Source organism: Saccharothrix sp. ALI-22-I, assembly GCF_001984175.1.
Classification (GTDB): domain Bacteria; phylum Actinomycetota; class Actinomycetes; order Mycobacteriales; family Pseudonocardiaceae; genus Actinosynnema.
In genome coordinates this window covers 589,241-614,738 of the sequence record NZ_MTQP01000067.1, presented here as the reverse complement: position 1 = coordinate 614,738, position 25,498 = coordinate 589,241, and the positions used below count along the sequence as shown (strand labels likewise).

Here is a 25,498-nt window from a genome sequence, read left to right as displayed (position 1 = left end):
CCCGTCAAGGTGTCTTACGCCTCTGCGGCGGGCTCCCGACCCGGCTCGGACCCCGGCTCGGACCCCGGTTCCGGCTCGGACTGCGGTTTCGACTCGTTGTCCTCGGGCGGGGGCTCGGCGGGCAGGCTGTCGCGGTGCCACTCCACGGTGATCTTGACGTGGGCCTCGGCGGAGGACTTGGCGATCGCCAGCGCGGCACTGGAGCTGACCTTCAGGCCGATCTCCACGGCCACCTTGTCCGGTCGCGGCGACGGCATGCTGCCGATCTTCGCGGCCACCGACTGGGCCACCTTCTTCGCCCGCTCGATACCGCTCTCCAGCGTCTCCTCGGCCCGTTCGACGGCGGCGTCCCACCGCCGGCCGGCGCGCACCAGGCCGTCGTCCTCATCGTCCAGCTCGAACGGCAGCAGCTCGCCGTCCTCCGTGCGCACCTCGACGTACTCGGCCATCTCACTCCTCGTCCGCGGACTTCACGGGCCGACTAACGGCCGGCCCACTCGCGCCACACCTCGCGCCTGGCCACCTTGGCACGTCGGCCGATCTCCGTCCGCTGAACGAGTGTGTTCGGCAGCCTGAGAAGCACTTCCAGCAGCACCTGGAGGCGGAGCGGGACGCGGAAGTTCTCCGCGTCCGGGGTGTTCTTGCGCAGTGGCAGCAGGGCGGTGATCACCGCGAACCTCGCCAGTTCCCCAGCCGCCGTGGCCAGGGGCGCGCAGCGCAGGAGCATCAGCAGCCGGTTGCGCTCGTTCCAGCGGTGGAACAGGCGGGAGCCGGGGTTGGTGCTGGCGCCGTGCCGGTGATGGACGCGGGCCGGGCCGATGGACAGCACCCGGTGACCGGCCAGCCGCAGCCGCCACGCGGTGTCGGTGTCCTCGTAGTAGCAGAAGAAGCTGCCCGGAACGCCGCCGACGTGGTCGAGCGCCGCACGGCGGAGCAGGGCCGCGCCACCGCAGAACCCGAACACCTCGCGCCCGGCCAGGACCAGGTCGGCGCCGTGGCCGTCGGCGGTGAGCTTGACGCCGACCGACTGGGTCGAGCCGTCGGCCAACAGCATGGACGGGGTCGCGGCGGCGGCGTCGGGCGTGGTGTCCAGGGCGTCTTCGAGGGCGGCGAGCCAGCCGTCGTCGGGCGTCGCGTCGTCGTTGAGCCAGGCCACGTACTCGGTGGTGATCCTCGGCAACGCCGCCGCGAGACCGCCCGCGTAACCGCGGTTGACCGGCAGGCGCAGGGTCTCCGGACGGCTGGGGTGCGCGGCGATCAGCTCGGCCGTGCCGTCGTCGGAGGCGTTGTCCACCACGAGTGTCCGGTGTGGACGTTGCCGGGCCAGGGCGTCGAGGCACGCGGTGATGTGCGCGCGGCCCCGCCAGGTCACCACGACCACCGTCGTGCTGGGGATCGACACGGCGTGAGACGGTACGCGACGTGCCCGATCTGGTTGTGCTGACCGAGCAGTTGTTGACGCCGGTGCCCGGTGGCACCGGCCGGTACACCCGCGAGCTGGCCGCCGCGCTGGCCGCCACCGCGCCCGACGGGTGGACCGTGACGGGGGTGGTGAGCAGGCACGCGGACGTGTCGGCGGCCGTGGTGCCCGGTGTGCTCGGGCCGCGCGTGCTGCCGTTGCCCCGACGTGCGCTGATCGCGGCGTGGGAGCGGGGTGTGCCGTACTGGCCCGGTGGCGACTCGGTGCACGCGTTCACGCCGTTCGCGCCTCCGCGCGGGCGGGTGGTGGTGACCGTGCACGACACCGTGCCGTGGACCCACCCGTCGACGTTGACGCCGCGCGGGGTTTCGTGGCACCAGCGCGTGATCAGCCGTGCCGTGTCGCGGGCCGGTGCGATCGTGGTGCCGACGTCGGTGGTGGCCTCCGAGCTGCGGCGGTACGCGCCCGGATCGGCCCCTGTCCACGTGGTGGGAAACGGCGTGACGGCGTTCCCGGCGGAGGAGCCGGTGGACGTCCCGCCGCGATACGTGTTGGCGATCGGCACCATCGAGCCGCGCAAGGGGTTCGACCTGCTGGCGTCCGCGACCGCCGAGCTGGACGTGCCGCTGGTCGTGGTCGGTCCGCAGGGGTGGGGCGGGGTGGACATCCGAGCGCCGCACGTCCACTTGCTGGGACGGTTGAGCGACGCCCAGCTGGCCTTCGTTCTGCGGAGGGCAGCCGTGCTGGCCGCGCCGAGCCTGGCCGAGGGGTTCGGGCTACCGGTGGTGGAGGCGATGGCGGCGGGTGTGCCGGTGGTCCACTCGGACGCGCCGGCGCTGGTCGAGGTGGCCGGCGGCGCGGGGGTCGTCGTGGCCCGCGGCGACCGTGCGGCACTGGTCACAGGGCTGCGCTCGGTGCTGTCCGATATCGGCCTGATTGAGCGTTTGGTCACTGTCGGTCGGGCCCGCGCCAAGGCGTTCAGCTGGGAAAACGCCGCGCGATCGGTGTGGGGCATCCACCTCGGGCTGTCGGCCTGACGAACCGTTTACGGCATTCCCAGGCAACCTGTCGGTCGTCCGCCGTACTCTTCACCGCGTGTCACCCGTCGAGCCCAGTGTGCTGATCGACGCCACCGCCGTCCCGGCCGACCGAGGTGGCGTCGGGCGGTATGTCGATTCCCTGGTGGCCGCGCTGGACGCGGACGGTGCCCGACTCAGCGTGGTGTGCCAACTGCGGGACGCCGCGCTCTACACGTCGCTGGCGCCCGGGTCGCGGATCATCCCGGCCGCGGACGCGGTGGCGACCCGGACGGCCCGGCTGACGTGGGAGCAGACGACGCTGCCCCGGCTGGCGAACCGGCTCGGTGTGAACGTCGTGCACTCGCCGCACTACACCGTGCCGCTGGCGAACCGCGCGGCGTCGGTGGTGACGCTGCACGACGCGACGTTCTTCACCGACCCGGTGCTGCACTCGTCGGTCAAGGCGCGCTTCTTCCGGGCCTGGACCAGGGCTTCGCTGCGCCGGGCCACGCTGTGCGTCGTGCCGTCGCGGGCGACGGCGGACGAGCTGGCGCGGGTGGCCGGCGCGGACAGGCGGTTGCTGCACATCGCCCAGCACGGCGTGGAGACCGAGCGGTTCCACCCGCCGACGGCCGAGGAAGTGGCGTCGGTCCGGCGGATGCTGTCGCTGGGGGACGCGCCTTACGTGGCTTTCCTGGGTGCTCTGGAGCCGCGGAAGAACGTTCCGGCGCTCATCCGCGGGTTCGCGCAGGCGTGCCGGGATCGGCCGAACCCGCCCGCGCTCGTGCTGGCCGGTCAGCCCGGCTGGGACAGCCAGGTGGAACGCGCGCTGGACGCCGTGCCGCACCGCATCCGCGTGATCCGGGCCGGTTACCTGCCGTTCTCGTCGCTGGCCGGGTTCCTCGGCGGCGCGGAGCTGGTGGCGTACCCGTCGCTCGGCGAGGGGTTCGGGCTGCCGGTGCTGGAGGCGATGGCTTCCGGTGCGGCCGTGCTGACGACGCGGCGGTTGAGCCTGCCCGAGGTCGGCGGCGACGCGGTGGCGTACTGCGGGGTCGGCGCGGGTGACATCGCGGCTGCCCTCGGTGAGCTGCTCGACGATCCGGCCCGGCGGGACGAGCTGGCCGCGTCGGCGGTGGTGCGGGCGAAGGACTTCTCGTGGTCCACGTCGGCGGCCCGGCACCGGCTGGCTTATGAGCGGGCCGCGCGCTCGCACCGGCGTTAATTTCCTGCTTCCTGGCGCTGTCTTCCCCCCTTGCGCTCTGGGTACCCCCTGGGGGTATTGTCCTGAGCATGAAGACAACCTGGTCGATGGCAATCTCGGCGACGCTGCACTGCCTCACCGGCTGTGCCATCGGTGAAGTGCTGGGCATGGTCATCGGGACCGCCATCGGTCTGCCGAACTGGGGCACCGTGGTGCTCGCCGTGGCCTTGGCGTTCTTCTTCGGCTACGCGCTGACCCTGCGTGGAGTGCTGAAGACGGGTCTCGGCTTCGGTGCGGCGGTGAAGGTGGCGCTGGCGGCCGACACCGTGTCGATCGCGGTGATGGAGGTCGTCGACAACGCGATCATGCTGGTGGTCCCGGGCGCGATGGACGCGGGTGTGTCCAGCCTGCTGTTCTGGGGCGCGCTGGCGTTCTCGTTGGCGGTCGCGTTCGTGCTGACCGTGCCGGTGAACCGGTGGTTGATCTCGCGCGGCAAGGGACATGCCGTCGTGCATCACGCGCACCACCACTAAGGTGACCGGCGTGACGCGTTACGGAGACGAGTTGGCGGTGGTGACCGTCACCTACTCGCCCGGTGAAACCCTGGACAACTTCCTGTCCACGCTGTCCTCGGCGACCACACGGCCGGTGTCGGTGGTGCTGGCGGACAACGGGTCCACCGACGGCGTGCCGGAACGCGCCGCCGCCGAGCACGCGAACGTGACGTTCGTGCCGACCGGCGGGAACCTCGGGTACGGGGCGGCCGCGAACCGCGGTGTGGCGTCGCTGCCGCCGTCGGTCGGGTGGGTCGTGGTGGCCAACCCGGACCTGTCGTGGGGCGTGGGAAGCCTGGACGCGCTGCTGGAGGCCGCCAAGCGGTGGCCCCGGGGCGGGGCGTTCGGGCCGTTGATCCGGGAACCGTCCGGGAACGTCTACCCGTCGGCCCGGCTGCTGCCGTCGTTGGGGCGGGGGCTGGGGCACGCGCTGTTCGCGCACGTCTGGCCGTCGAACCCGTGGTCGCGGGACTACCGGCAGGCGCAGGCGTCACCGGAGGAGCGCACCGCCGAGTGGCTGTCCGGGTCGTGCCTGCTGATGCGGCGCGAGGCGTTCGACTCGGTCGACGGCTTCGACCCCCGCTACTTCATGTACTTCGAGGACGTCGACCTGGGTGACCGGCTCGGTCGCGCCGGGTGGCTGAACGTGTACGTGCCGGAGGCGGAGGTCGTGCACATCGGCGGCCACTCCACCCGACGCACGTCCGGCCGCATGCTGGCCGCCCACCACTCCAGCGCCTACCGCTACCTCGCCGACCGCCACCGCGGTCTGCTCTGGGCCCCGGTCCTCCTGGCCATCCGCGCCGGCCTCTCCCTGCGGCTGAAGCTGATGTCCCGCTAACCCCTCGTTGGGCCGTTCTGGTGATCGCGGGCGTACCGGCGTCCCCGGGGTGCCGCGATTCGGATAATGTCCCGATGCGCGTCTCCTTCTCCTACGGTGACGCGGTGAAGCTGCTCGGCGGCGACACCGGTCTCGTCAAGCTCCTGGACCACGCCTCGGCGGCGGCGGTGCTGGCCACGGGCGGGATCGACCTGCTGGACGCCCGGTCCGAGGTGGTCCGACTCGGCAAGCAGCTGGTGTCGTCGCTGCGTGCGCGGGTGACAGGCCTGCACCGCGTCGACCGGACCCGGTTGCTCGAAGCCGCGCACGGCATCATCGTGGTGACCGCGTTCTTCGAGGCGATCGACGACGTGGGGCTTCCGTTCACACTGGAGATCAGCAAGCGCGAGCAGCTCGCCCTCGCCGGTGCGGGTCCGTCCGTGTGGAACAGCGAGTTGGACCTCGTCCACGTCCTGCTGGACACCAGGATTCCCGTGCCAAGTGCCGAACGGCCACCGGACGCCATCGTCGTGGACCTCTTGTCGTTCTACGACCGCATGGCCGCTGACGTCGTCGGCTTCCTCAGCGGCTTCGCCGCGTGGGACGACCTCACCGAGGACAAGCGCGATCGCTTCCGCACGACGGCCTCTGACGAGGTGCCGCGCCGCGCCCTGGTCCACTACCAAGAGCTGTATCGACGGCTGGCGGCCGACTTCCCGGAGTTCTCGGTGTGGATGAGCGGCATCGAGTCCGCAGCGATCCGCTCCGAGATCGGCAGGCAGCGAACGGCCCTCGAAGACATGCGGGAGTTGTTGCAGCAGGTCGTGGGCGCCCAACCACCCGACAGCCGCCGCACCGCCCTGGCCCGGGGCTACCGCGCGGCCCTCGGTCGTCCGATCGTGGAAGGCGACGTCCAGCCGGGGCTCGTCCTGCCGACGTTGGAACAGGCGTACGTGTCGCCGGGCTTCAAGGTCATCGAAGTCGGTCAGGGCGACGACGTCAGCCAGGAGAGCTGGTGGTCCGAGAAGCCGGTCCGCGTCGACCTGGACGACTACCTCGCCGGCTACCTCACCTCCTCGCAGGCGACCTCGGCGCCCCTGGTCGTGCTGGGGCAGCCCGGCGCGGGCAAGTCGCTGCTGACGAAGATGCTGGCCGCGCAGCTGCCCGCGGAGGATTTCCTGCCGATCAGGGTCGTCCTGCGGGACGCGCCGGCCGACGCCACCCTGGAGGAGCAGATCGAAGGCGCCATCATGCACACGACGGGCGAGCGGTTGGCCTGGCCCGACCTGGCCCGTGCGGCGGCGTCGGCCGTCCCGGTCGTCCTGTTGGACGGCTTCGACGAACTGCTCCAGGCCACGGGCACCAGCAGGTCGGACTACCTGGCGCGGGTCCGCGAGTTCCAGCGCCGCGAGTCGGACCAGGGGCGAGGGGTGATCGTCGTCGTGACCAGCCGCACCGCCGTGGCGCACCGTGCGCGGTTCGCCAGTTCGACGATCGTGCTGAAGCTGGAGCCGTTCAGCCACGACCAGGTGCGGCACTGGCTGGAGGTGTGGAACGCCGCCAACCCCGGAGCGGTGTTGGATCCGGAGGTGGCGCTGAGATTCGACGACCTCGCCGGCCAGCCGCTGCTGTTGTTCATGCTGGCGCTGTACAACGCGGACGGCAACGCCTTGCACCAGGAGGGCGCCGAACTCGCCCACGCCGGCTTGTACGAGCAGCTGTTGACCAAGTTCGCCCGCCGCGAGGTCCTCAAGCGCCTGCACGGCCCGCTCGGCCACCAAGTCGACCGGGCCGTGGAAGAGAACCTGATCAGGCTCTCGGTGGTCGCCTTCGCGATGTTCAACCGCGGAGCGCGGTGGGTCGACGAGACCGAGTTGGACCACGACCTGAACGCCCTGCTGCCGATGGCGGTACGAGGTGCCCAGGACCGGCGGTTCCGGCTCAGTCCGGCCCAGTTGGTCGTGGGCCAGTTCTTCTTCGTCCACGCGGCCCAAGCCGCCTACGACGGCCGGGTGCTCAGCACCTACGAGTTCCTGCACGCCACGTTCGGTGAGTACCTCGTCGCCCGGCTGGTCCACCGGGCGTCGATGGAAGTGCTCACCAGGGCGCGGATGACCACGTCTTCGCTCTACAGCCGTCCGGTGAGCAGTCCGGGCTGGCTGGAGCCGTTGTTGTCGTTCGTGCCGCTGACCGCCCGCACGCCCGTGGTGTCGTTCCTGCGGGAACTGTTCGACGGAACTTCCGAGGCCGACAGGACAGAGCTGAACGAGCAGTTCACCGACTTGGTGGGTGCGGCTCAACACCACCAGCCCGGCGCCGAACACCCGGAGTACGCGCCGCAGGTCCTGCCGACCGCCCGTCGCATCGCGGCGTACACGGCGAACCTGGTCGTCCTCGCCGTGGTGGTGCGTGGGCGGTTGGCCGTGTTGGACCTCGACCGCGACAAACCGGAACGAACGACGTGGCGAGCCCTGACGCTGCTGTGGCAGTCACAACTCGCCGAGGGGGAGTGGGACAGCCTGACCGAAATGCTGGGGATCGAGCACCTCCGACGTGGCGGTCCGTCGGAAGTCCTCACATCGCGCGGTAGTCGCGGGGTGAGAAGCGGGGAGCGCGGCGGGGTTTCTTGACGCCGGACGCGAGGACGTAGACGACCGCGCGGTGGCGTTGGGGCGCGTAGGGGGCCAGGACCTCGGCCATGCCGTCGTCGTCCAACGGGCCGCCTTTGAGCGCCCAGCCGACTATCCCGGACAGGTGGTAGTCGCCGAAGCTCACGGCGTCCGGGTCACCCCAGGCCCGCTGTGCCACCTCGGCCGCCGTCCAGACGCCGATGCCGGGCACCTTTCGCAGCAGGTTCCGGCCGTCCTCGCCGCCCAGGGCGAACGCGCCCTCCAGGCGGTGCGCCACCTGGGCGGCCGCGATCAGCGCACGCCTGCGCCCGCCGTCCACGCCCGCGCGGTGCCACTCCCAGTCCGTGATGCCCAGGATCGCGCGTGGCGTCGGCGGGACGTACATCTCGCTGACCCCCGGCGCCGGTGTGCCGAATCGGCGGCACAGTTCCCGGTATGACCGGTTGGCCTCGATGCCGGTGACCTTCTGCTCCAGGATCGCGGGCAGCAGCATGTCCCACACCCGGCCCGTCGCGCCCAGCCGGATGCCCGGCCGACGTCGTCGCGTCTCGGCGATCAACGGGTGGTGGCACTCGAACGCCGAGTCGTCGTCCCCGGCGCCCAGCAACGCGGGCAGGCCGTCGAGCAGCCACTCCGCGCCGGCACCCCACGCGTCCGCCTGCACCACATCGGTGCGGCGGACGTGCAGGGTGCCCGGCCCGGCCGGGGTGTTGGCGGTCAACCACACCCCGTCCCCAACCTGGAACGTCACGTCGCCCGGTCCCCGCCGCAACGACCTCAGCACCGCGCCGAGATCCAGCGGGAACGGCGGCGACCACGTCCTAGGCATCACGCATCACGCATCAGCACACATCACACTCAGACATCGGCGGAGAACCGCACCCCGCCCTCGGGCAGCACGACACCCGGCCACACCCGGGCCCCGTTGATCAACTCGCACCGCGCGCCGACCACCGCGCCGTCACCGATCACCGCGTCCGACACCACCGCACCGGCCTGGACCAGCGAGTTCGCCCCGAGCACACTGCGCTCGATGCGTGCACCCTCACCGACGACCGCGCCGTCGAACAGCACCGAGCCGTCCACCACCGCGCCGGCCGCGACCGTGCAGCCCGCGCCGACCGTCGTGCCGCCCGTCACCACCGCGCTCTCGTCCACCTTCGCGCCTTCGAGCAGCACCGCGTCACCCTTGAGCGCCAGCGCGGCGGTCGGCGCGACACCGCGCACCAGGTCCGCCGAACCCTGAACGAACGCGGCCGGCGTGCCGAGGTCCAGCCAGTACGACGCGTCCACGTAACCCTGCACGCGCGCACCGGCCGCCAACAGCCCCGGGAACGTCTCCCGCTCCACCGAAACCGGCCTACCAGCGGGAATGCCCTCGATCACCTCGCGGCGGAACACGTAGCAGCCCGCGTTGATCTGGTCCGTCGGCGGGTTCTCCGTCTTCTCCAGGAACGCCGTGACCCGACCGTCCGCGTCCGTCGGCACGCAGCCGAACCGGCGCGGGTCGTCCACCCGGACCAGGTGCAGCGTCACGTCGGCCTCGGCCTTGCGGTGCGTGTCGACCAGGGCGCGCAGGTCCACGCCCGACAGGATGTCACCGTTGAACACCATCACGTCGCGTTCGCGCAGCTTGTCGGCGACGTTGCGGATGGCGCCCGCCGTGTCCAGCGGCACCTCCTCGACCACGTACTCCAGCTCCAGACCGAGCTCCGCGCCGTCACCGAAGTGCTCCTGGAAGACCTCGGCCTTGTACGACGTGCCCAGCACGACGTGGGTGATGCCCGCTTCCCGAATCCGCGACAGCAAGTGGGTGAGGAACGGCACCCCGGCGGTCGGCAGCATGGGCTTGGGGGCGGACAGGGTCAGTGGTCGGAGTCGGGTTCCCTTGCCCCCGACCAGAACCACTGCCTCGGCGCCTTGCAGCTCCGACATGCCGTTTTTCCTCCTCCGCTTACTTCCACCCGTAGTTTGCGAATACTCTGGCATGAGCGCTCGGGCGGCACGGGCAGTGGTCCCGTGTCGGCGAGCGGCACCGATCGGCACGCCGGCGCTCCCAGCCGGCCCAAGGCACACGCAGGAGAGATCCGGATGGACCCTCGCGCTCGGGCCGACGCGGCGCTGGCCCGTGCTCGTGCACGTGGCATCCACGTCGTGACGCCGGACAACATGACGTCGCCGATGGACTCCTCGGCAACCCAGCAGATCCCGCGCGCCATGGTCAACGCGGTCGACCCGCGCGAAGACCCGGACTCCACCATGGTCCTGGCCGCCCACATCGCCGCAGGTCAGCCAGCCCCGCCACCCCCACCTGCCGTACCCGACCCCGAGCCGGAACTCCGCGTAGCCCCCGGCCCGGTCCCCACGGTCCAACAGGTCCCCACCTCGCGCCCCACCCTGTCGCAACGCCTCTCCGGCGGCCCCGACCAGCGCCCCCCAGGCCTATCCCAACGCCTGAACGGCGACCGCTAACCCCCCCACCCCCGCGCGTGTCCAACCTCCAGAACGCGCGTGTCCAACGTTCACGTCGCGCGTGTCCAACGTTCGGAACAGGCGTGTCCTACGTTCGGAACACCCGAGTTGAACGCTCAGAACGCGGCGGACGAACCTGAGCGTTCAACTCGGGGTGCCTGAGTGTTGGACACGCGCGTTCTGGAGGTTGGACACGCGGGTTAGCGGAGGTGGGTTAGGGCGGCTTGGATCATGGGGTGGAGGTCGTCGACGTTGGAGGGCATGTTGTCGAGGGGCCACCACTGGAGGTCTACGGACTCGGCGCTGCGGTGTGGGCGGGCGTTGACGGGGGCGCGGACGAGGAAGCGGACGTCGTAGTGGCGGGTCGGCTTGCCGAGCGAGCACGTGATCGGGTGTACGTCCAGGTGGATCGGCACGGGCTCGATGCGCAGGCCCTGGATGCCGGACTCCTCCGTCGCCTCGCGCAGCGCGGCAGCGGCCAGCGTGGTGTCCGACGGCTCGCAGTGGCCGCCCAACTGGAGCCAGCGGCCGACTCGGGGGTGCAGGGTCAGCAGCGTTTGGTCTGCGGTGGCGTTCAGGACCAAGGCCGAGGCGGTGATGTGGCCGGGCTCGCACGCACGTTGGCAAGCGTCCTCGCGAGCTGCCAGGAAGCCCAGGTAGGCCTGCCGCAGCGACTCCTGCGTCCGGTCGGCGGGACGCCAAGCGCCCAAGGTCGAGACGGTGTCGGCGTGCAGGCTCACCGTTCCAGAAACCCTTCGTCCAAGTCACCCAAAGCACGCGGCGTCAGTTCCTGCTCCGGGTGCCCGATCGCCACGGCACCCAGCGGCTCCCAGTCGTCCGGCAGGTCCAGCACGTCACGCACCACGTCCGCGCAGAAGATCGTGGACGACACCCAGCACGACCCCAGCCCCTCGGCGGCCAACGCCACCAACAGCCCCTGCACCGCCGCACCGCCCGCGATCGTGAACATCGTCAGCTCCGCCGTCGCCCGCCGCGAGTCCGGGTACGCGTGCGCACCGGTCCGCACCAGGAACGGCACGACGATCTCCGGCGAGTCCCGCAGGAAGTCCCCACGCGCGACCCGTGCGGCGATCCGCTCATCCGACCACCCGTCGGCCCGCAGATCCGACCGCCACCGGTCACGCATGGCGTCCAGCAGCACGTCCCGCTTGGCCGCCAACCGGACGAACCGCACCGGCCGCGTGTGGTGCGGCGCGGGCGCGGTCAACGCGGCGGCCACGGCACGCCGGATCACATCCACCGACACCGGCGACGACGTGAACGACCGCACCGAACGGCGCATCAGCACCGCCTCCGCACGCCCCTGCGCCACCGCCTCGGCCGTGCCCAACCGGAACAGGTCCTCCTCGACCGGCCGGGCCAGGTCACGGGCCGTCGAACCGTCGTCGGCCACCGGCAGCCCGCGCACCACGGCCACCGGCACCGCGCCCAGCTTGCCCTTCACCAGGTCGGCCGCCGCGGCGATCTCGTCGGCCACCGCGACTTCGGTCACCACCAGCGAGTTGCCGTGCCGGTCCAGCGACCCGGCGTACCGGTGCAGCACGGCCAACCCGGACGACCCGATCGCGGCGTCCGTCTGACCGACCCGCCACGCCCGACCCATGGTGTCGGTCACCACGACCGCGACCGACACACCCAGCCGCGCCGCCAACGCCGCCCGCAACGCCGCCGCCGACCCGTCCGGGTCGACCGGCAGCAACGCGATCTCGTCACCGGCCACGTTCGACGCGTCCACTCCGGACGCCGCCTGCACGATCCCCAGCTTGTTCTCGGTGATCAACGTCCGGCCGCGCCGAGCCAGCACGCGCACCGACTCGGCCTCGACCCACTCCCGCCGCACGGCGTCACGCGCCTCCGGATCGGCGGGCACGGCGACCAGCCGTCCTTCCACTTTGGACACGATCTTGGACGTCACCACGACCACGTCACCGTCGCGCAACCACGGCGCGGCCGACGCCAGCGCCGAAGCCAGGTCGTCACCGGGCCGGAACTCCGGCAGCCCGGTCACCGGCAGCAGCGTGATCCCCGAGGAGGAGGCGTGATCAGTCAAGTTCCACCCCGGCCAACTCCAGCGCCGCCCGCGCCATCGCCGCCGTCGCGTCCACATCGGACATCAGCAGCGGCACCGCGCGCACCGCCACGCCCGGCACGTCGCACCGGTCGCCGGTGTGCACCAGCCAGCCGTCCAGCACTCCACGATCCGTCGTCTTGCGCGAACCGTAGTACCGGCCCACGGCCTCGGCGGAGGTCTCCACGCCGATCGCCGACAGGCACGCGTCCGCCATCCCGCGCAGCGGCTTCCCGCCGATGATCGGCGACAGCCCCACCACGCCCGCCTCGGTCTTGCGCAGCGCGTCCTTCACCCCCGGCACGCCCAGGATCGTGTTAACGCTAACCACAGGGTTCGACGGCGCGATCAACACCGCGTCCGCGTCGCGCACCGCGTCCAGCACACCCGGCCCGGCCGTCGCCGTCTCCACCCCGACCGACGCGAACGACCGCGCGGGCAGTTGGGCGCGGTGCTTGACCCACCACTCCTGGAAGTGGATCGCCCGCTCGCCCTCCTCGGTCGTCACGACGACGTGCGTCTCGACCCGGTCGTCCGACATCGGCAGCAGCCGCACGCCGGGCTCCCAGCGGTGGCACAGCGCCTCCGTCACGGCCGACAGCGGGTACCCCGCGCGCAGCATCCGGGTCCGCACCAGGTGCGTGGCGATGTCCCGGTCGCCGAGCCCGAACCACGCCGGGTCCGCGCCGTAGGCGGCCAGCTCCTCCTTGACCGCCCACGTCTCGCCCGCACGGCCCCAGCCGCGCTCCGCGTCGATCCCGCCCCCGAGGGTGTACATGCAGGTGTCCAGGTCGGGACAGATCCGCAACCCGTGCATCCACACGTCGTCACCCGTGTTCACCACGGCGGTGATCTCGTGCTCCGGCGCGGCCAGCAGGCTCTTCAGCCCGACCAGGAACCGCGCCCCGCCAACCCCGCCAACCAGTACGACGACCTTCACGGGTTGCCATCCTCCCACCTGGCGTCACTGCCAGAACCGGAAGGTCCTCGCGCCGTCCGCGGCGTCGAACCGGTTGCCGCCGATCAGCTCGAACACCCAGTACGCGGCGTCGAAGAACATCCGACCGATGGTCGGGAACCCGATCAGCACCGCGAAGAGCACGAACGGCGCCCACATCCGCGCCTTGGCGCCGAACTGCTGCGCCGAGTACGACATGTACGGCTCGATCGCGCCCCACCCGTCGAGGCCGGGGATCGGCAGGATGTTCAGCACGAAGGCCAGGATCTGGAGCAGCGCCAAATACGACAACGCGGCGGCCAAACCTGCCGGCGGCGTGAACAGAATCACCGACATCGCCAACAACACACCCAGGACCAGGTTGCTCAGCGGTCCGGCCAGCGACACCATCGACTCCACCCGCTTGTTGCGCAACGCGTGGTGGTTGATCCACACCGCGCCGCCGGGCAACGGGATACCGCCGAACGCCAACAGCACCAACGGCAGCACGATGCTGAACACCGGGTCGGTGTACCGGCGGATGTCGAGGGTCAGATAACCCTTCGCCTTCACCGCGTAGTCGCCGCCGCGGTAGGCCACGATGGCGTGGCCGAACTCGTGCAGGCACAGCGAAACCGCCCAGCCGCCCAGCACGAACAGCACCGTGCCGGCCGTCACCGCGGGGCCGCTGCCGGGACTGGAGTCGTCGTCGAACAGGGTCAGCACGGCGCCTGCCACCGTCACCGCGAGCAGGCTGAGGAACAGTGGACTCGGACGCACCGCTGATCGCTTCACCCCACCAGTGTGGCCTCCCGGATCCAGTGGCCCGTAGGCCGTCCGCGCAGCGATAATCGCTGGGCGCGAGGCCCCAATCACCGTCTGTGCTGCTAGTCAAGGCTTTTCCGGCCATCCGCGCGAATATCCCCCGTCCTGTGGACTCCGCTTGACCGCGTGTTGTGACACAGGTGTAATCACATCGGTGTCATTCATCGTTGTGGGGACGACGAGTGGTGTCCGCCAACCGGGGAGAGCGGAAGGCGAGGAGGCGGACTATGCAGGAATTCGACGGGGGTCGCATCGTGGACGGGGACGTCCCGGCACCGGAGCCGGTCGTACTCGACCTGTTCGACGCGGCCGATGAGCAGGACTGGCAGGAGCGCGCCCTGTGCGCGCAGACCGACCCCGAGGCGTTCTTCCCGGAGAAGGGCGGCTCGACCAGGGAGGCCAAGCGGATCTGCCTCGGTTGCGAGGTGCGCTCCGAATGCCTGGAGTACGCCTTGCAGCACGACGAGCGCTTCGGCATTTGGGGCGGGCTGTCCGAACGCGAGCGGAGGAAGCTCAAGAAGCGCGCGGTGTGAGGGGCGGTGTGATCTGCGGGTGATCGTCCGCGAAGTGTGATCGCTTGAGGTAGTCGCGCCGGCTTACCGTGGTACTCCCACGGGGTAGTCGGAGCAACGAGGAGCGGCACTTGACGAGCGGGGCCACTCCGCGGCTGCGCACCGCGCCCGTGTTGGCGGTGCTGGTGTGCCACGACGGCGACCGGTGGCTGGGCACGGCGCTGTCCTCGCTGCGCCGTCAACAGCCGCGCCCGCGGCACGTGATCGCGGTCGACACGGGTTCGGTGGACGGCACGGCGAAGTTGCTCGCGGAGGCCGCCGAGGGTCCCGATCGGGTGATCGACGGTGTGCTCACCCTGCCGCGCGGCACGGGGTTCGGCGCGGCGGTGCACGCCGCCGTCGAGCACGCCGTGCAGCGGTGGGGCGATCCGGGCGCGTGGCTGTGGTTGTTGCACGACGACTGCGCGCCGGAACCGGACTGCCTGTCCGCTCTGCTGACCGCGGCCGACGTGTCGCCGTCGGCGGCCGTGCTGGGACCGTTGAGTCTGGACTGGACCGACCCGCGGCTGGTGGTGGAGGCCGGGCTGTCCACCGACGCGTCCGGCCACCGGCAGACCGGTATGGGCCGGGTCGAGTTGGCCGGGTCGTTCGAGCAGAGCACCGAGGCGCTGGCGGTGTCGTCGGCCGGGTCGTTGATCCGCCGCTCGGTGTGGGACGCGCTCGGCGGCTACGACCGGACGATGCCGTTGCTGCGCGACGACATCGATTTCGGCTGGCGCGCCAACCTCGCCGGCCACCTCGTGCTGTCCGTTCCGGTGGCCCGGATGCGGCACGCCCGCGCGATCGGGCGCGGTGTGCGGCGATTGGACGCGGTGGCGGCACGACCGGGGCCCGCGCCGCGGGGTGTGGACCGGGCGCACGGGCTGCGGACGTTCCTGGTCAACTGCGGGACGATCTCGTTCGTCCTCGGGCTGCCGCGAATCGCGGTGCTCGCTTTCTTGCGTTCTTTCGGGTTCTTGTTGCTGCGGCGGTTTTCCGACGCGCACGCCGAGATGGGCGCGCTGCGGTACCTGCTGAGCGGGCGGGCGCGGTTGCGGGCCGGACGTGCCGAGCGGCCGGTGCACGGGGTCGTGCGCGGCCTGTTCACCAGCCGGATCACCCGGTTCCGCAACGCGATCCGGGGTGCGTCGGCGGCCCTGATCCGGCGACGCGTCGAGGCCGACCTGGCGTTGGGGCGGCTGCCCGAGGACGACGTGCGGCCCGGCGCGTGGTCGCTTCCGTCCGAAGTGGAGCGTCGGGTGGTCGGTCCGGCGGCACTGCCCGCCGGTGTGCTGTCCCGACGTCGACCCGTGCGGGCCACGGGAGGTTTGCGACAGCCCTCGGTGGCCGTGCCGGTGGAGGCGTTGCCGTCCGCGCTGCGGCCCTCGCCCCGGCCGCGTCCTTCGCCGGTGCCGCGCGGCTCGACCGCGCCGGGGATCGTGTTCGTGGAGGTGGACCGGGCCCGGATGCTGCGATCGGTGGTGCTCGGACCGCCGTTGCTGCTGGTCCTCGGGCTGGCCGTGTTCGGGATTCTGGCCAACGCCTCGCGGATCGGGCTCGATCTGGCGGGTGGTCGGCTGCTGCCGGTGGGCGATTTGGCGGCTACTTGGTCGTCGTACCTGGCTACCTGGCACCCGGTCGCGGGCGGGACGACGGCGCCCGCGCCGGCGGCGTTGGCCGTGCTGGGGACGGTCGGTGTGCTGCTCGGATCGCCTGCCGCGCTGGTGGCGTTGCTGTTCATCGGTGACGCGCCGTTGGCCGGGTTGTTCGCTTACGTGGCGACCCGGCGGGTGCCGGTGCGGCGGCCCGTTCGTGCTCTTGTGGCGGCGGCGTACGCGTTGCTGCCGGCGGCGACGTCGGCGGTGAGCCAGGGGCGGCTGGACGTCGTCGTGGTGCACGTGATGGTGCCGGTGGTGTTCGCCGGGGTGGTGTCCGTGCTGCGGGGCGTGGCGGGTGCGTCGTGGCTGCCGGTGGCGTCGGGGACGGCGTTGGCGATGGCGGTGGTGGGCGCGTTCTCGCCGTTCGTGCACGGGCTGGCGGCGTTGGCGGCGCTGGTCGGGTTCGTGGTGGTGCCGGGGCGGCACGGTGACGGGCGGCGGCGGGTGGCGTCGCTGTTCATGATCGTGCTGCTGCCGATGGCGCTGCTGCTGCCGTGGCCGGCGGTGGTGTTGCAGAACCCGTCCGTCGTGCTGCACGGGGTGGGCGCGTTCGTGGCGTCGCCCGCGGTGGGGTTGGTGGATCTGCTGTCGTTGCGGCCCGGTGGGACGGGGGCGTTGCCGTTCGTCGGGTTCCTGGTGGTCGGGTTCGCGCTGCTGGCTCTGGTGCTGCGGCCGTGCCGGTCGATGCTGGCCGGGCTCGGGGTGGTGGTGCTGGGCGGGTTCGCGGTGATCGTGCTGCGGACCGTGTCGGTGACGCCGCTGGCCGGTGGGGACTCGTCGCCGGGGTGGACCGGTGGGCCGTTGGTGGTGGTCGGGTGGGGACTGCTGTGGGTGGTGCTGTCGGCGTTCCGGCGTGATGTGGCTCCGGTGCCGTTCCAGCGGGTGGTGTCGGTGGTCGGGGTGCTGTCGGTGGTCGGGCTGGCCGGTGCCGGGTTCATCGGGCTGCGGTCGGGGGCGTTGACGGCGGACGCGGTGCGGTTGCCGTCGACGTTGGCGCAGGAGCTGCCGCGGACCGGGCGGTCGGTGCTGGTGCTGGGCACGCCGACGCGGCTGGTGGCCGGGCGGCTGCCGGCGTTCGGGGATGACGACTACGTGCCCGTGCCGACGGCGACGACGCGGTTGGAGCGGTGGTCCCGTGACCTGACCAGCGGTTCTGCCCAGGCCGCGCGGGTCGCGTTGGCGCAGGCGGCGGCTTCCGGCGTGGCGTTCGTCGTGGTGCCGGACCTGCCGACGTCTCAGCGGCTACGGGACGCCGTCGGTGACCTGGTCGGCGTGACGCCGGCGATGTCCGACGGCCGGCCGGTGCTGCGGGTGCAGTTGGCGGCCGGGAACGCCGTGCTGCTGTCCCCGGAGCAGGCCCGGCGCGCCCGGACCGGCGGCAACCCGCCTGTGGAGCTCGGCGCACCCGGCATCGCCCCTGTCGAAGCCGCACCACCCGAGGTAGGCGTCCGCGTCTCCGAAGGCCCCGAAGGACGCCTCCTGGTCCTGGCCGCCGAAGAGGAACCAACCTGGCGGGCGTGGATAGACGGCCGCGAGGTGACCATCGTCCGCGCTTGGGGCCACCTGGTCGGCGTGACAGTGCCCACCACAGCCTCAGAGGTCCGCGTAGAAGCCTCCTCCGCCCTCCGCGAATTCCTCCTCGTCCTCCAAGCCGCCGCCGCCCTCTTCACCTTCCTGACCGCCATCCCCTCCCGCCGCCGCCCCTAACCCTCCCCAACGTAGAACTCAGCGGTTCAGAACGCGCGTGTCCTACGTTCGGAACGCGCGTGTCCAACGTTCGGAACGGGTGAGTTGAACGTTCAGAACGGGTGAATTGAACGTTCGGGACGGGCGGAGGGGCTATTCGCCGTCGATGACGTCGGGGTCCAGGCCCAGGTAGTTGGCGATTTGCTCCACCAGCACGTCGTGCACCAGGTCGGAGAGGTCGGCGCCGTCCTTGGCGCGGGCTTCGAGGGGCCGCCGGTACAGGACGATCCGGGCACGGCGGTCCGCGCCGGCGGGCACGAGGCGCGCCAAGGGGACGTTGCCGTCCTCGACCACGTCACCGTCCTCGTCGGGCGGCTGGATGTCCGGCACGTCGTCCACCGCGACGTCCAGCTGCGTCAGCTCGGTCCGCCACCGGGCCTCGATCGGCTCCAACGCCTCCAGTACCAGCGCGTCGAACCGCTCCGCACGGCTGCGGGCCGCGGGCAGGGTGGCCGGGTACAGCGGTCCGCGCAGCCCTCGACCGTGCCGGTCGCGGTTGCGCCGCCGCGGAGCGCCCTGCCGCCGTGAACCCCGAGCCATCACCACGGGGTAGAGCGTAGTTGTCCGCCGTCGGGCTCCGTACGCCGCCCGACCCCCGTGAGGTGCCGGTGCGACCAGGCAACTTGCCGAAGTACGACGCCACCTCCAACGCCGCGCCGGAGGTAATCCAACACACGCCGCGCGGGACGCGATATCGTCCCCGCCGTGCGGAGCGTGAGACGGTGCTCGCGAACCGGGTGCGCGAACCCGGCAGTCGCCACGCTCACGTACGCCTATGCGGACTCGACAGCGGTGGTCGGACCCCTCGCGACCTACTCCGAACCGCACTCCTACGACCTCTGCGAAGAGCACGCGTTGCGCCTCACCGCGCCGCGCGGCTGGGAGGTCGTCCGGCACCAGGGCGAGTTCCGGGCACCCGAGCCGACCGTGGACGACCTGACCGCGTTGGCCGAGGCGGTCCGCGAGGCCGGCCGGGCCACTCCGCCGATCGAGGTCCCCGAGATGCCCGCAGGCACGATCCGACGCGGCCACCTGCGAGTTCTGCCCGACCCTAACGAAGACTGAACGGACCGGACACGACGCTCACGCGCGCGCCGGTAGGCTTCCCAAGGCAGTGTCAAGAGCCAACTTGGGAGTGTGGCCGTGCGCGATCTGTCCGGCATCGTCAAGGCTTACGACATCCGCGGTGTCGTCGGGGAACAGCTCGACGCGGACGTCGTACGGGACTTCGGCGCGGCGTTCGCGCGCCTGGTCGGCGGCCCCGCCGTGGTGATCGGCCACGACATGCGCGATTCGTCGCCGGGCCTGGCCGCGGCGTTCGCCGAGGGCGTCACCGCGCAGGGTGTCGACGTGGTCAGCATCGGCCTGGCCAGCACCGACATGCTGTACTTCGCCTCCGGCAAGCTGGACCTGCCCGGCGCGATGTTCACCGCGAGCCACAACCCCGCCAAGTACAACGGCATCAAGCTGTGCCGCGCGGGCGCCGCCCCGGTCGGCCAGGACAGCGGCCTGGCGCAGATCCGCGCCGACGCCGAGCAGGGCGTCCCGGACGCCGAGGGCGTCACGAAGGGCGCCGTCACCGAGCAGGACATGCTCACCGACTACGCCGCCTACCTGCGTGAACTGGTCGACCTGAGCACCAGTCGGCCGTTGAAGGTCGTGGTGGACGCGGGCAACGGCATGGGTGGCTACACCGTGCCGAAGGTCTTCGAAGGCCTGCCGATCGACGTCGTCCCGATGTACTTCGAGCTGGACGGCAACTTCCCGAACCACGAGGCCAACCCGCTGGACCCGAAGAACATCGTCGACCTCCAGGCCAGGGTCCGCGCGGAGAACGCGGACGCGGGTGTGGCGTTCGACGGCGACGCGGACCGCTGCTTCGTGGTGGACGAGCGCGGCGAGCCGGTGTCCCCGTCCGCGATCACCGCCCTGGTCGCGGTGCGCGAGCTGGCCAAGGACCCGGGCGGCACGATCATCCACAACCTGATCACCTCGCACGGCGTGCCGGAGATCGTCCGCGAGCACGGCGGCGTCCCGGTGCGCACCCGCGTCGGCCACTCCTTCATCAAGGAGGAGATGGCCAAGACCGGCGCCATCTTCGGCGGCGAGCACTCCGCCCACTACTACTTCCGCGACTTCTGGCGTGCTGACACCGGCATGCTGGCCGCGCTGCACGTGCTGGCCGCGCTCGGCGAGCAGGACGGCACGCTGTCCGCGTTGACCAGCGACTACTCGCGCTACGCCGCTTCCGGTGAGATCAACTCCACGGTGGAGGACCAGCTGGGCAGGCTGGCCGCGATCAAGGCCGAGTTCGGCGGGCGCGAGGGCGTCGTGCTCGACGAGCTCGACGGCCTCACGGTGAACCTGCCGGACGGCTCCTGGTTCAACCTCCGTGCGTCCAACACCGAGCCGCTGCTGCGGCTCAACGTCGAAGCCGCCGACGCGGCCTCGGTCGCGGCTCTGCGCGACGAGGTCCTGGCGATCGTGAGGGGATGAGCGCCGTGGCAGTCCAACTCGACGCGCAGCTGCTGGAGATCCTGGCCTGCCCGTGTCCGGAGCACGCGCCGCTGAAGGTCGGCACCGCGTCCGACCCGCTGGCGGACTACCTGACCTGCACCTCGTGCGGCCGGTCGTTCCCGGTTCGGGACAGCATCCCGGTGCTGCTGCTCGACGAGGCTGTCGAGCCGACGGCAGGGTGATGCCGGGTGCTCGACGACAGTCTCCTCGACGACCAGTCCCGGCTCGGCGACGCTGACCGGGAAGGTCTGCTGCGCGCGGCCGCACGTGCGGGCGCGCAGGTCCGGGCGACCGCCGAGGCGGCCGCCGATCTAGGTGTGGCCCGGGTGTTCCAGGAACGCCCGCGCGCGTTGGTGCTGGTCACGCGGCCCGGCGTCGGCACGGCCATCGCCGGGGTGGTGACGGCACTGCTCGGGCCGCGCTGCCCGGTGCCGGTCGTGGTCTCCGACGACGTGCCGACGTGGGTGGGCGCGCTGGACGTGGTCCTCGCGCACACCGAGGACCCCGGTGACGTGCAGATGGCCGAGTCGGTGGACCGGGCGGCCCGGCGTGGCGCGCGGGTGCTGCTGACCGCCGAACCGGACGGCCCGGTGGCCGCGTCCGCCGCGCAGCAGGCGCTGCTGATCCCGCCGCGGGTGCCGGTGCCGCCGGGCTTCGGCTTCCCCCGCGGTTTCGCCGCGTGGGTGGTGGCGTTGAACGCGCTGCGGCTGCTCGACGTGGACGTGCAGGCCGTCGCGGACGAGCTGGACCGGGAGGCCGAGCGGTGCCACCCGATGCACGAGTCGTTCGTGAACCCGGCCAAGACGCTGGCGCTGCGGGTCGACGAGCGCATCCCGCTGCTGTGGGGTCTGGACGACCTGGCGACCGCCGTCGCCGGGCACGGCGCGGGCGTTTTCGCGACTTATGCGGGCGTGGTGAGCGACGTGGCCGGCTATCCTCAGGCGCTGACCCGGTCGATGCTGCACCGCCGGGCTGTGCGTGGCACGTCCGGCGCCGACATCTTCGCCGACCCGGACGACGAGCAGGACGGCCTGGTCCGCGTGCTGCTCGTGGCCGTGCGCCAGGGCCCGCAGGCCGAGTTCACCCGGCGGGTCGCGATGGAGACCTTGTCCGGAGCCGACGTGCTCGAACCGGCCGAGGAGGTGAGTGGCGGGGACGCCGTGTGCGCCGCGCTGCTCGCCCTGCGGTTCGAGTTGGCCGCGCTGTACCTGGGTCTGGCGGCGGGAACGCTGGGCGGGCCCGGGCTGTACGCGCCGGCCGTCTGAAGGGATGACTGTGGAGCTGCTGCACAACGCGGTGCGCGCGTACGCGTGGGGATCGCGCACCGCCATCGCCGAGCTGCTCGGGAGGGAGGTGCCGACACCGCACCCCGAGGCTGAGCTGTGGATGGGCGCCCACCCCGGCGACCCGTCACGGGTGGTGGGTCCGGACGGCGAGTCGCGCTCGCTGCTGGAGATGCTCGCCGACGACCCGGAGGGGCAGCTGGGCACGCGGCACGCCGACCGGTGGGGCAGCCGGTTGCCGTTCCTGCTCAAGGTGCTGGCCGCGGAGGAGCCGCTGAGCCTGCAGGCGCACCCGTCGGCCGAGCAGGCCGCGAACGGGTTCGCCGCCGAGGACGCGGCGGGCGTGCCGATGGACTCGCCGGTGCGCAACTACAAGGACCCGTCCGCGAAGCCCGAGCTGATCTGCGCGTTGACCGAGTTCCACGCGCTGGCCGGGTTCCGCGAGCCGGAGCGCACGGTGGCGTTGCTGCGGTCGTTGGACGCGCCGGACTTCGCCCCGTACGCCGAGCTGCTGGCGGCCCAGCCGGACGGGAGCGGGCTGCGGGCGCTGTTCACCACCCTCATCACGCTGCCGCAGACCTCGCTGGACATGCTGTTGCCACAGGTCCTGGACGCGTGCGTGCTGCACGTGAAGGAGCACGGCGAGTTCGACCTGGAGTGCCGGACCATCCTGGAGCTGGGCGAGGCGTACCCCGGTGACGCGGGCGTGCTGGCTGCGCTGCTGCTCAACCGGCTGGTGCTCCAACCCGGTGAGGCGATCTACCTGCCCGCCGGCAACCTGCACGCGTACCTGCACGGCACCGGGGTGGAGATCCTGGCGAACTCGGACAACGTGCTGCGGTGCGGGCTCACGCCCAAGCACGTGGACGTGCCCGAGCTGATGCGGGTGCTGGACTTCCGGTGCGGCGACATGCCGGTGCAGCGCGGCTCGGAGACGTCACCGGGGCTGTGGGCGTACCGGACGGGGTGTCCGGAGTTCGAGCTGTCGCGGATCGAGGTCGGGCCTTCGGCTTCGGCTTCGGCCGAGGTCCAGGTCGACCACAGCGGGCCGCAGATCCTGCTCTGCACGCGTGGTCGGGCGAAGTTGTCGACCGGTCGCGAGTCGCTGGTGCTGGAACGCGGCCAGTCCGTGTGGCTGCCCGCGCAGGACCCGGCGGTGGTGGTCACGGCGGATGTGGACACCCAGCTTTTCCGCGCCACCCCTGGGGTTGAGTAGGGTCACAACCGACCAATCGGACTTGGGCGCTTAGGGAGCAACCGTGTCAGCAGGGGGCGGGACCAAGGCGATCATCGCCGCACTGGTGGCCAACGCCGGGATTGCCGTGGCGAAGTTCGTCGGCTTCCTGATCACCGGATCGTCGTCCATGCTCGCCGAGTCGGTGCACTCGGTGGCGGACACTTCCAACCAGGGCCTGTTGCTGCTGGGGCAGAAGACCGCGCGGCGCAAGGCCACTCTGAACCACCCGTTCGGGTTCGGCCGGGATCGGTACTTCTACTCGTTCATCGTGGCGCTGATGCTGTTCAGCCTGGGCTCGGTGTTCGCCCTGTACGAGGGCATCCACAAGCTGGAGTCCCACGAGGCGCTGAGCAGCCCGATCGTCGCGGTGGTCATCCTGGTCGTCGCGATCGGCCTGGAGACCTACAGCTTCCGCACCGCGATCGTGGAGTCGCAGAAGATCAAGGGTGACGCCACGTGGTGGCAGTTCATCCGCCAGTCGAAGGTGCCCGAGCTGCCGGTCGTGCTGCTGGAGGACGCGGGCGCGCTGTTCGGCCTGGTCCTGGCGCTGATGGGCGTGGGCCTGTCGACCATCACCGGTGACCCGGTGTGGGACGCGATCGGCACGATCTGCATCGGCGTGCTGCTCGGCATCATCGCGGTCATCCTGATCGTGGAGATGAAGTCGCTGCTGATCGGCGAGGGCGCGGCGCCGGCGGAGCTGGACGTCATCGTGGACGAACTCGCGGCGGGCAAGGTGCAGCGCGTCATCCACATCCGGACCCAGTACATCGGTCCGGACGAGCTGCTGGTGGCGGCGAAGATCGCGCTGAACCCCGGCCTGTCGATCGACGAGGTGGCCGAGGCAATCGACGACGCCGAGCAGCGCGTCCGCAACAAGGTCCCCGCCGCCCGCCTGATCTACCTGGAACCCGACCTGGACCGTTCGCTGGCCAAGTCGTAGTTCCGCTGTTCCCGACGAAGGGCGACGAGCCGTTGTGGCTCGTCGCCCTTCGTCGTCGGGGGGTTACGGAATCTCGTCGTGCTTCACGACGGGGACGGCGGTGGTGCCGCGTTTGCCGAGGAGGGAGTGCCGTCGGCTGTACGCGAAGTACACGACGACGCCCAGGGCCATCCACACCAGGAACCGGACCCAGGTCAGCGCGGTCAGGTTCAGCATCAGCCACAGGCAGGCCAGGATCGCCAGGATCGGCACGAACGGGACCCACGGCACGCGGAAGCCGCGGGGCAGGTCCGGGCGGGTTTTGCGGAGCACCAGGACGCCGGCGGAGACCAGGATGAACGCGAACAGCGTGCCGACGTTCACCATCTCCTCCAGCTTGCCCGCCGGGAAGAAGCCGGCCGCGATGGCGACCAGGATGCCGATGGCGATGGTGATCCGGAACGGCGTGCCGTGCTGACCGGTGCGGGCCAGGCCGCGTGGCAGGAGGCCGTCACGGGACATCGCGAACAGGACTCGCGACTGGCCCAGCATCAGCACCATCACGACCGTGGTCAGGCCGGCCAGCGCGCCGACCGAGATGACGGTGGCCGCCCAGTCCACCCCGTTCTGCGAGAACGCCGTCGCCAACGTCGCACGCGTGCCGTCCGGCTGGGTCTTGAGCTGGTCGTACGGCAGCATCCCGGTGATCACCAGCGACACCGCCACGTACAGCACGGTCACGATCGCCAGCGATCCGAGGATGCCGCGCGGCACGGCCCGCTGCGGGTTGCGGGTCTCCTCGGCGGTCGTCGCGACCACGTCGAAGCCGATGAACGCGAAGAACACCAGCGACGCGGCGGCCAGCAGCCCCAGCACGCCGTACGTGCTGCCCTCGAAGCCCGTGACCAGCGAGAACAGCGACTGCTCCAAGCCGGACGCGGTCGTGCCGCCGGATTCGGCGGGCGGGATGTACGGGCTGTAGTTCGCCGCCTTGATGTACCCGATGCCGAGCACGATCACCAGCAGCACCACGGCCACCTTCACCGCCGTGATCACCGCGCTGACCCGCGACGACAGCTTCGTGCCGACCACCAGCAGCACGGTCAGCACCGAGATCAGCAGCAACGAGCCCCAGTCGACGTCCACCCCGCCGACCGACGCGGTGGTCTTGACCGTCACACCGGCCTGCCCGAGCACCGTCTGCAGGTACACCGACCAGCCCTTGGCCACGGCGGCGGCACCGACCGCGAACTCCAGCACCAGGTCCCAGCCGATGATCCACGCCATGAACTCGCCGAACGTGGCGTAGGAGAACGTGTACGCGCTACCGGCCACCGGCACGGTCGAGGCGAACTCGGCGTAGCACAACGCCGCCAACGCGCACGCCACCGCCGCCAGCACGAACGCCAACGACACCGAAGGCCCGGCGAGGTTGCCCGCGGTGGACGCGGTGAGCGTGAAGATGCCCGCGCCGATCACCACCGCGACACCGAACACCGTCAGGTCCCACGCGGTGAGGTCCTTGCGCAGTCTGGTGTCCGGCTCGTCGGTATCCGCGATCGACTGCTCGATCGACTTGGTGCGCCACAGCCCGTTCCCCGGCACGGTTGCCTCCTG

General features: G+C 71.3%; 24 protein-coding genes. 14 read left to right on the top strand and 10 right to left on the bottom strand.

The window, feature by feature from the left end:
* Window positions 1-14: 14 nt before the first annotated feature.
* On the bottom strand, window positions 15-449 hold the full coding sequence (locus tag ALI22I_RS35305) for a CU044_2847 family protein (RefSeq protein WP_077009864.1): 435 nt from the start codon (window positions 447-449) through the stop codon (window positions 15-17).
* A 32-nt stretch (window positions 450-481) separates the two neighbouring features.
* Window positions 482-1,396 carry a glycosyltransferase family 2 protein gene (locus tag ALI22I_RS35300; RefSeq protein WP_077010165.1) on the bottom strand — a complete coding sequence of 305 codons (915 nt, stop codon included), beginning with the start codon at window positions 1,394-1,396 and terminating at the stop codon, window positions 482-484.
* A 26-nt stretch (window positions 1,397-1,422) separates the two neighbouring features.
* Between ALI22I_RS35300 and ALI22I_RS35295 the strand changes: the two genes are divergently transcribed.
* From ALI22I_RS35295 to ALI22I_RS35275, 5 genes are all read left to right on the top strand, one after another.
* On the top strand, window positions 1,423-2,457 hold the full coding sequence (locus ALI22I_RS35295; protein ID WP_077009863.1) for a glycosyltransferase family 4 protein: 1,035 nt from the start codon (window positions 1,423-1,425) through the stop codon (window positions 2,455-2,457).
* A gap of 79 nt (window positions 2,458-2,536) precedes the next feature.
* Window positions 2,537-3,661 carry a glycosyltransferase family 4 protein gene (locus ALI22I_RS35290; protein ID WP_077009862.1) on the top strand — a complete coding sequence of 375 codons (1,125 nt, stop codon included), beginning with the start codon at window positions 2,537-2,539 and terminating at the stop codon, window positions 3,659-3,661.
* An 86-nt stretch (window positions 3,662-3,747) separates the two neighbouring features.
* Window positions 3,748-4,173: a DUF4396 domain-containing protein gene (locus tag ALI22I_RS35285; protein ID WP_077010164.1), complete on the top strand. Its 426-nt coding sequence runs from the start codon at window positions 3,748-3,750 to the stop codon at window positions 4,171-4,173.
* Complete coding sequence (locus ALI22I_RS35280) at window positions 4,142-5,035, top strand: glycosyltransferase family 2 protein (protein WP_077009861.1); 894 nt, start codon at window positions 4,142-4,144, stop codon at window positions 5,033-5,035. The genes ALI22I_RS35285 and ALI22I_RS35280 overlap by 32 nt, the downstream gene beginning before the upstream one ends.
* A 74-nt stretch (window positions 5,036-5,109) precedes the next feature.
* Window positions 5,110-7,644, top strand: coding sequence for an NACHT domain-containing protein (locus ALI22I_RS35275; RefSeq protein WP_077009860.1), 2,535 nt, complete (start codon window positions 5,110-5,112; stop codon window positions 7,642-7,644).
* On the opposite strand, the gene ALI22I_RS35270 is transcribed toward ALI22I_RS35275, so the two are convergent.
* Together ALI22I_RS35270 and ALI22I_RS35265 are read right to left on the bottom strand one after the other, a co-directional pair.
* Window positions 7,589-8,473 (bottom strand): DNA-3-methyladenine glycosylase family protein, encoded by an 885-nt coding sequence (locus tag ALI22I_RS35270; RefSeq protein WP_077009859.1) that lies wholly within the window; start codon window positions 8,471-8,473, stop codon window positions 7,589-7,591. The genes ALI22I_RS35275 and ALI22I_RS35270 overlap by 56 nt on opposite strands.
* A gap of 29 nt (window positions 8,474-8,502) precedes the next feature.
* Window positions 8,503-9,579 carry a sugar phosphate nucleotidyltransferase gene (locus tag ALI22I_RS35265; RefSeq protein WP_077009858.1) on the bottom strand — a complete coding sequence of 359 codons (1,077 nt, stop codon included), beginning with the start codon at window positions 9,577-9,579 and terminating at the stop codon, window positions 8,503-8,505.
* Between the two features lie 156 nt (window positions 9,580-9,735).
* Here ALI22I_RS35265 and ALI22I_RS35260 point away from each other — a divergent pair, with 156 nt between their 5' ends.
* Window positions 9,736-10,116 carry a hypothetical protein gene (locus ALI22I_RS35260; protein ID WP_077009857.1) on the top strand — a complete coding sequence of 127 codons (381 nt, stop codon included), beginning with the start codon at window positions 9,736-9,738 and terminating at the stop codon, window positions 10,114-10,116.
* 200 nt (window positions 10,117-10,316) lie between these two features.
* On the opposite strand, the gene ALI22I_RS35255 is transcribed toward ALI22I_RS35260, so the two are convergent.
* The 4 genes from ALI22I_RS35255 to ALI22I_RS35240 are packed head-to-tail and all read right to left on the bottom strand — an operon-like array spanning window position 10,317 to window position 13,937.
* Window positions 10,317-10,856, bottom strand: coding sequence for an NUDIX hydrolase (locus ALI22I_RS35255; protein ID WP_077009856.1), 540 nt, complete (start codon window positions 10,854-10,856; stop codon window positions 10,317-10,319).
* Entirely contained in the window at window positions 10,853-12,187 is a 1,335-nt protein-coding gene (locus ALI22I_RS35250) for a coenzyme F420-0:L-glutamate ligase (protein ID WP_077009855.1), read from the bottom strand. Before ALI22I_RS35250 ends, ALI22I_RS35255 begins: the two co-directional genes overlap by 4 nt.
* Window positions 12,180-13,145 carry a 2-phospho-L-lactate transferase gene (gene cofD / locus ALI22I_RS35245; RefSeq protein WP_077009854.1) on the bottom strand — a complete coding sequence of 322 codons (966 nt, stop codon included), beginning with the start codon at window positions 13,143-13,145 and terminating at the stop codon, window positions 12,180-12,182. The genes ALI22I_RS35250 and cofD overlap by 8 nt, the downstream gene beginning before the upstream one ends.
* Window positions 13,146-13,169: 24 nt before the next feature.
* Window positions 13,170-13,937: a site-2 protease family protein gene (locus ALI22I_RS35240; protein WP_077009853.1), complete on the bottom strand. Its 768-nt coding sequence runs from the start codon at window positions 13,935-13,937 to the stop codon at window positions 13,170-13,172.
* A 257-nt stretch (window positions 13,938-14,194) separates the two neighbouring features.
* Between ALI22I_RS35240 and ALI22I_RS35235 the strand changes: the two genes are divergently transcribed.
* On the top strand, window positions 14,195-14,500 hold the full coding sequence (locus ALI22I_RS35235) for a WhiB family transcriptional regulator (protein ID WP_053723270.1): 306 nt from the start codon (window positions 14,195-14,197) through the stop codon (window positions 14,498-14,500).
* A gap of 110 nt (window positions 14,501-14,610) precedes the next feature.
* Window positions 14,611-17,883, top strand: a complete 3,273-nt coding sequence (locus tag ALI22I_RS35230; protein ID WP_077009852.1) for a glycosyltransferase — start codon at window positions 14,611-14,613, stop codon at window positions 17,881-17,883.
* Between the two features lie 132 nt (window positions 17,884-18,015).
* Here ALI22I_RS35230 and ALI22I_RS35225 read toward each other — a convergent pair whose 3' ends face one another.
* Window positions 18,016-18,462 carry a metallopeptidase family protein gene (locus ALI22I_RS35225; protein WP_077010163.1) on the bottom strand — a complete coding sequence of 149 codons (447 nt, stop codon included), beginning with the start codon at window positions 18,460-18,462 and terminating at the stop codon, window positions 18,016-18,018.
* A gap of 165 nt (window positions 18,463-18,627) precedes the next feature.
* On the opposite strand from ALI22I_RS35225, the gene ALI22I_RS35220 reads away from it, so the two are divergent.
* From ALI22I_RS35220 to ALI22I_RS35195, 6 genes are all read left to right on the top strand, one after another.
* On the top strand, window positions 18,628-18,987 hold the full coding sequence (locus ALI22I_RS35220) for a DUF3499 domain-containing protein (RefSeq protein WP_077009851.1): 360 nt from the start codon (window positions 18,628-18,630) through the stop codon (window positions 18,985-18,987).
* Window positions 18,988-19,065: 78 nt separating this feature from the next.
* Entirely contained in the window at window positions 19,066-20,418 is a 1,353-nt protein-coding gene (locus ALI22I_RS35215; RefSeq protein WP_077010161.1) for a phosphomannomutase/phosphoglucomutase, read from the top strand.
* Window positions 20,419-20,423: 5 nt separating this feature from the next.
* On the top strand, window positions 20,424-20,621 hold the full coding sequence (locus ALI22I_RS35210) for a Trm112 family protein (protein ID WP_077010162.1): 198 nt from the start codon (window positions 20,424-20,426) through the stop codon (window positions 20,619-20,621).
* Window positions 20,622-20,627: 6 nt separating this feature from the next.
* The gene (locus ALI22I_RS35205) at window positions 20,628-21,704 is read left to right on the top strand and encodes an SIS domain-containing protein (RefSeq protein ID WP_077009850.1); all 1,077 of its coding nucleotides are present in this window, start codon (window positions 20,628-20,630) and stop codon (window positions 21,702-21,704) included.
* Window positions 21,705-21,714: 10 nt separating this feature from the next.
* Window positions 21,715-22,938, top strand: coding sequence for a mannose-6-phosphate isomerase, class I (gene manA, locus ALI22I_RS35200; protein WP_179118481.1), 1,224 nt, complete (start codon window positions 21,715-21,717; stop codon window positions 22,936-22,938).
* 43 nt (window positions 22,939-22,981) lie between these two features.
* Window positions 22,982-23,902 carry a cation diffusion facilitator family transporter gene (locus ALI22I_RS35195; RefSeq protein WP_077009848.1) on the top strand — a complete coding sequence of 307 codons (921 nt, stop codon included), beginning with the start codon at window positions 22,982-22,984 and terminating at the stop codon, window positions 23,900-23,902.
* 63 nt (window positions 23,903-23,965) lie between these two features.
* On the opposite strand, the gene ALI22I_RS35190 is transcribed toward ALI22I_RS35195, so the two are convergent.
* Window positions 23,966-25,486, bottom strand: a complete 1,521-nt coding sequence (locus ALI22I_RS35190; protein WP_077009847.1) for an amino acid permease — start codon at window positions 25,484-25,486, stop codon at window positions 23,966-23,968.
* Window positions 25,487-25,498 lie beyond the last annotated feature (12 nt).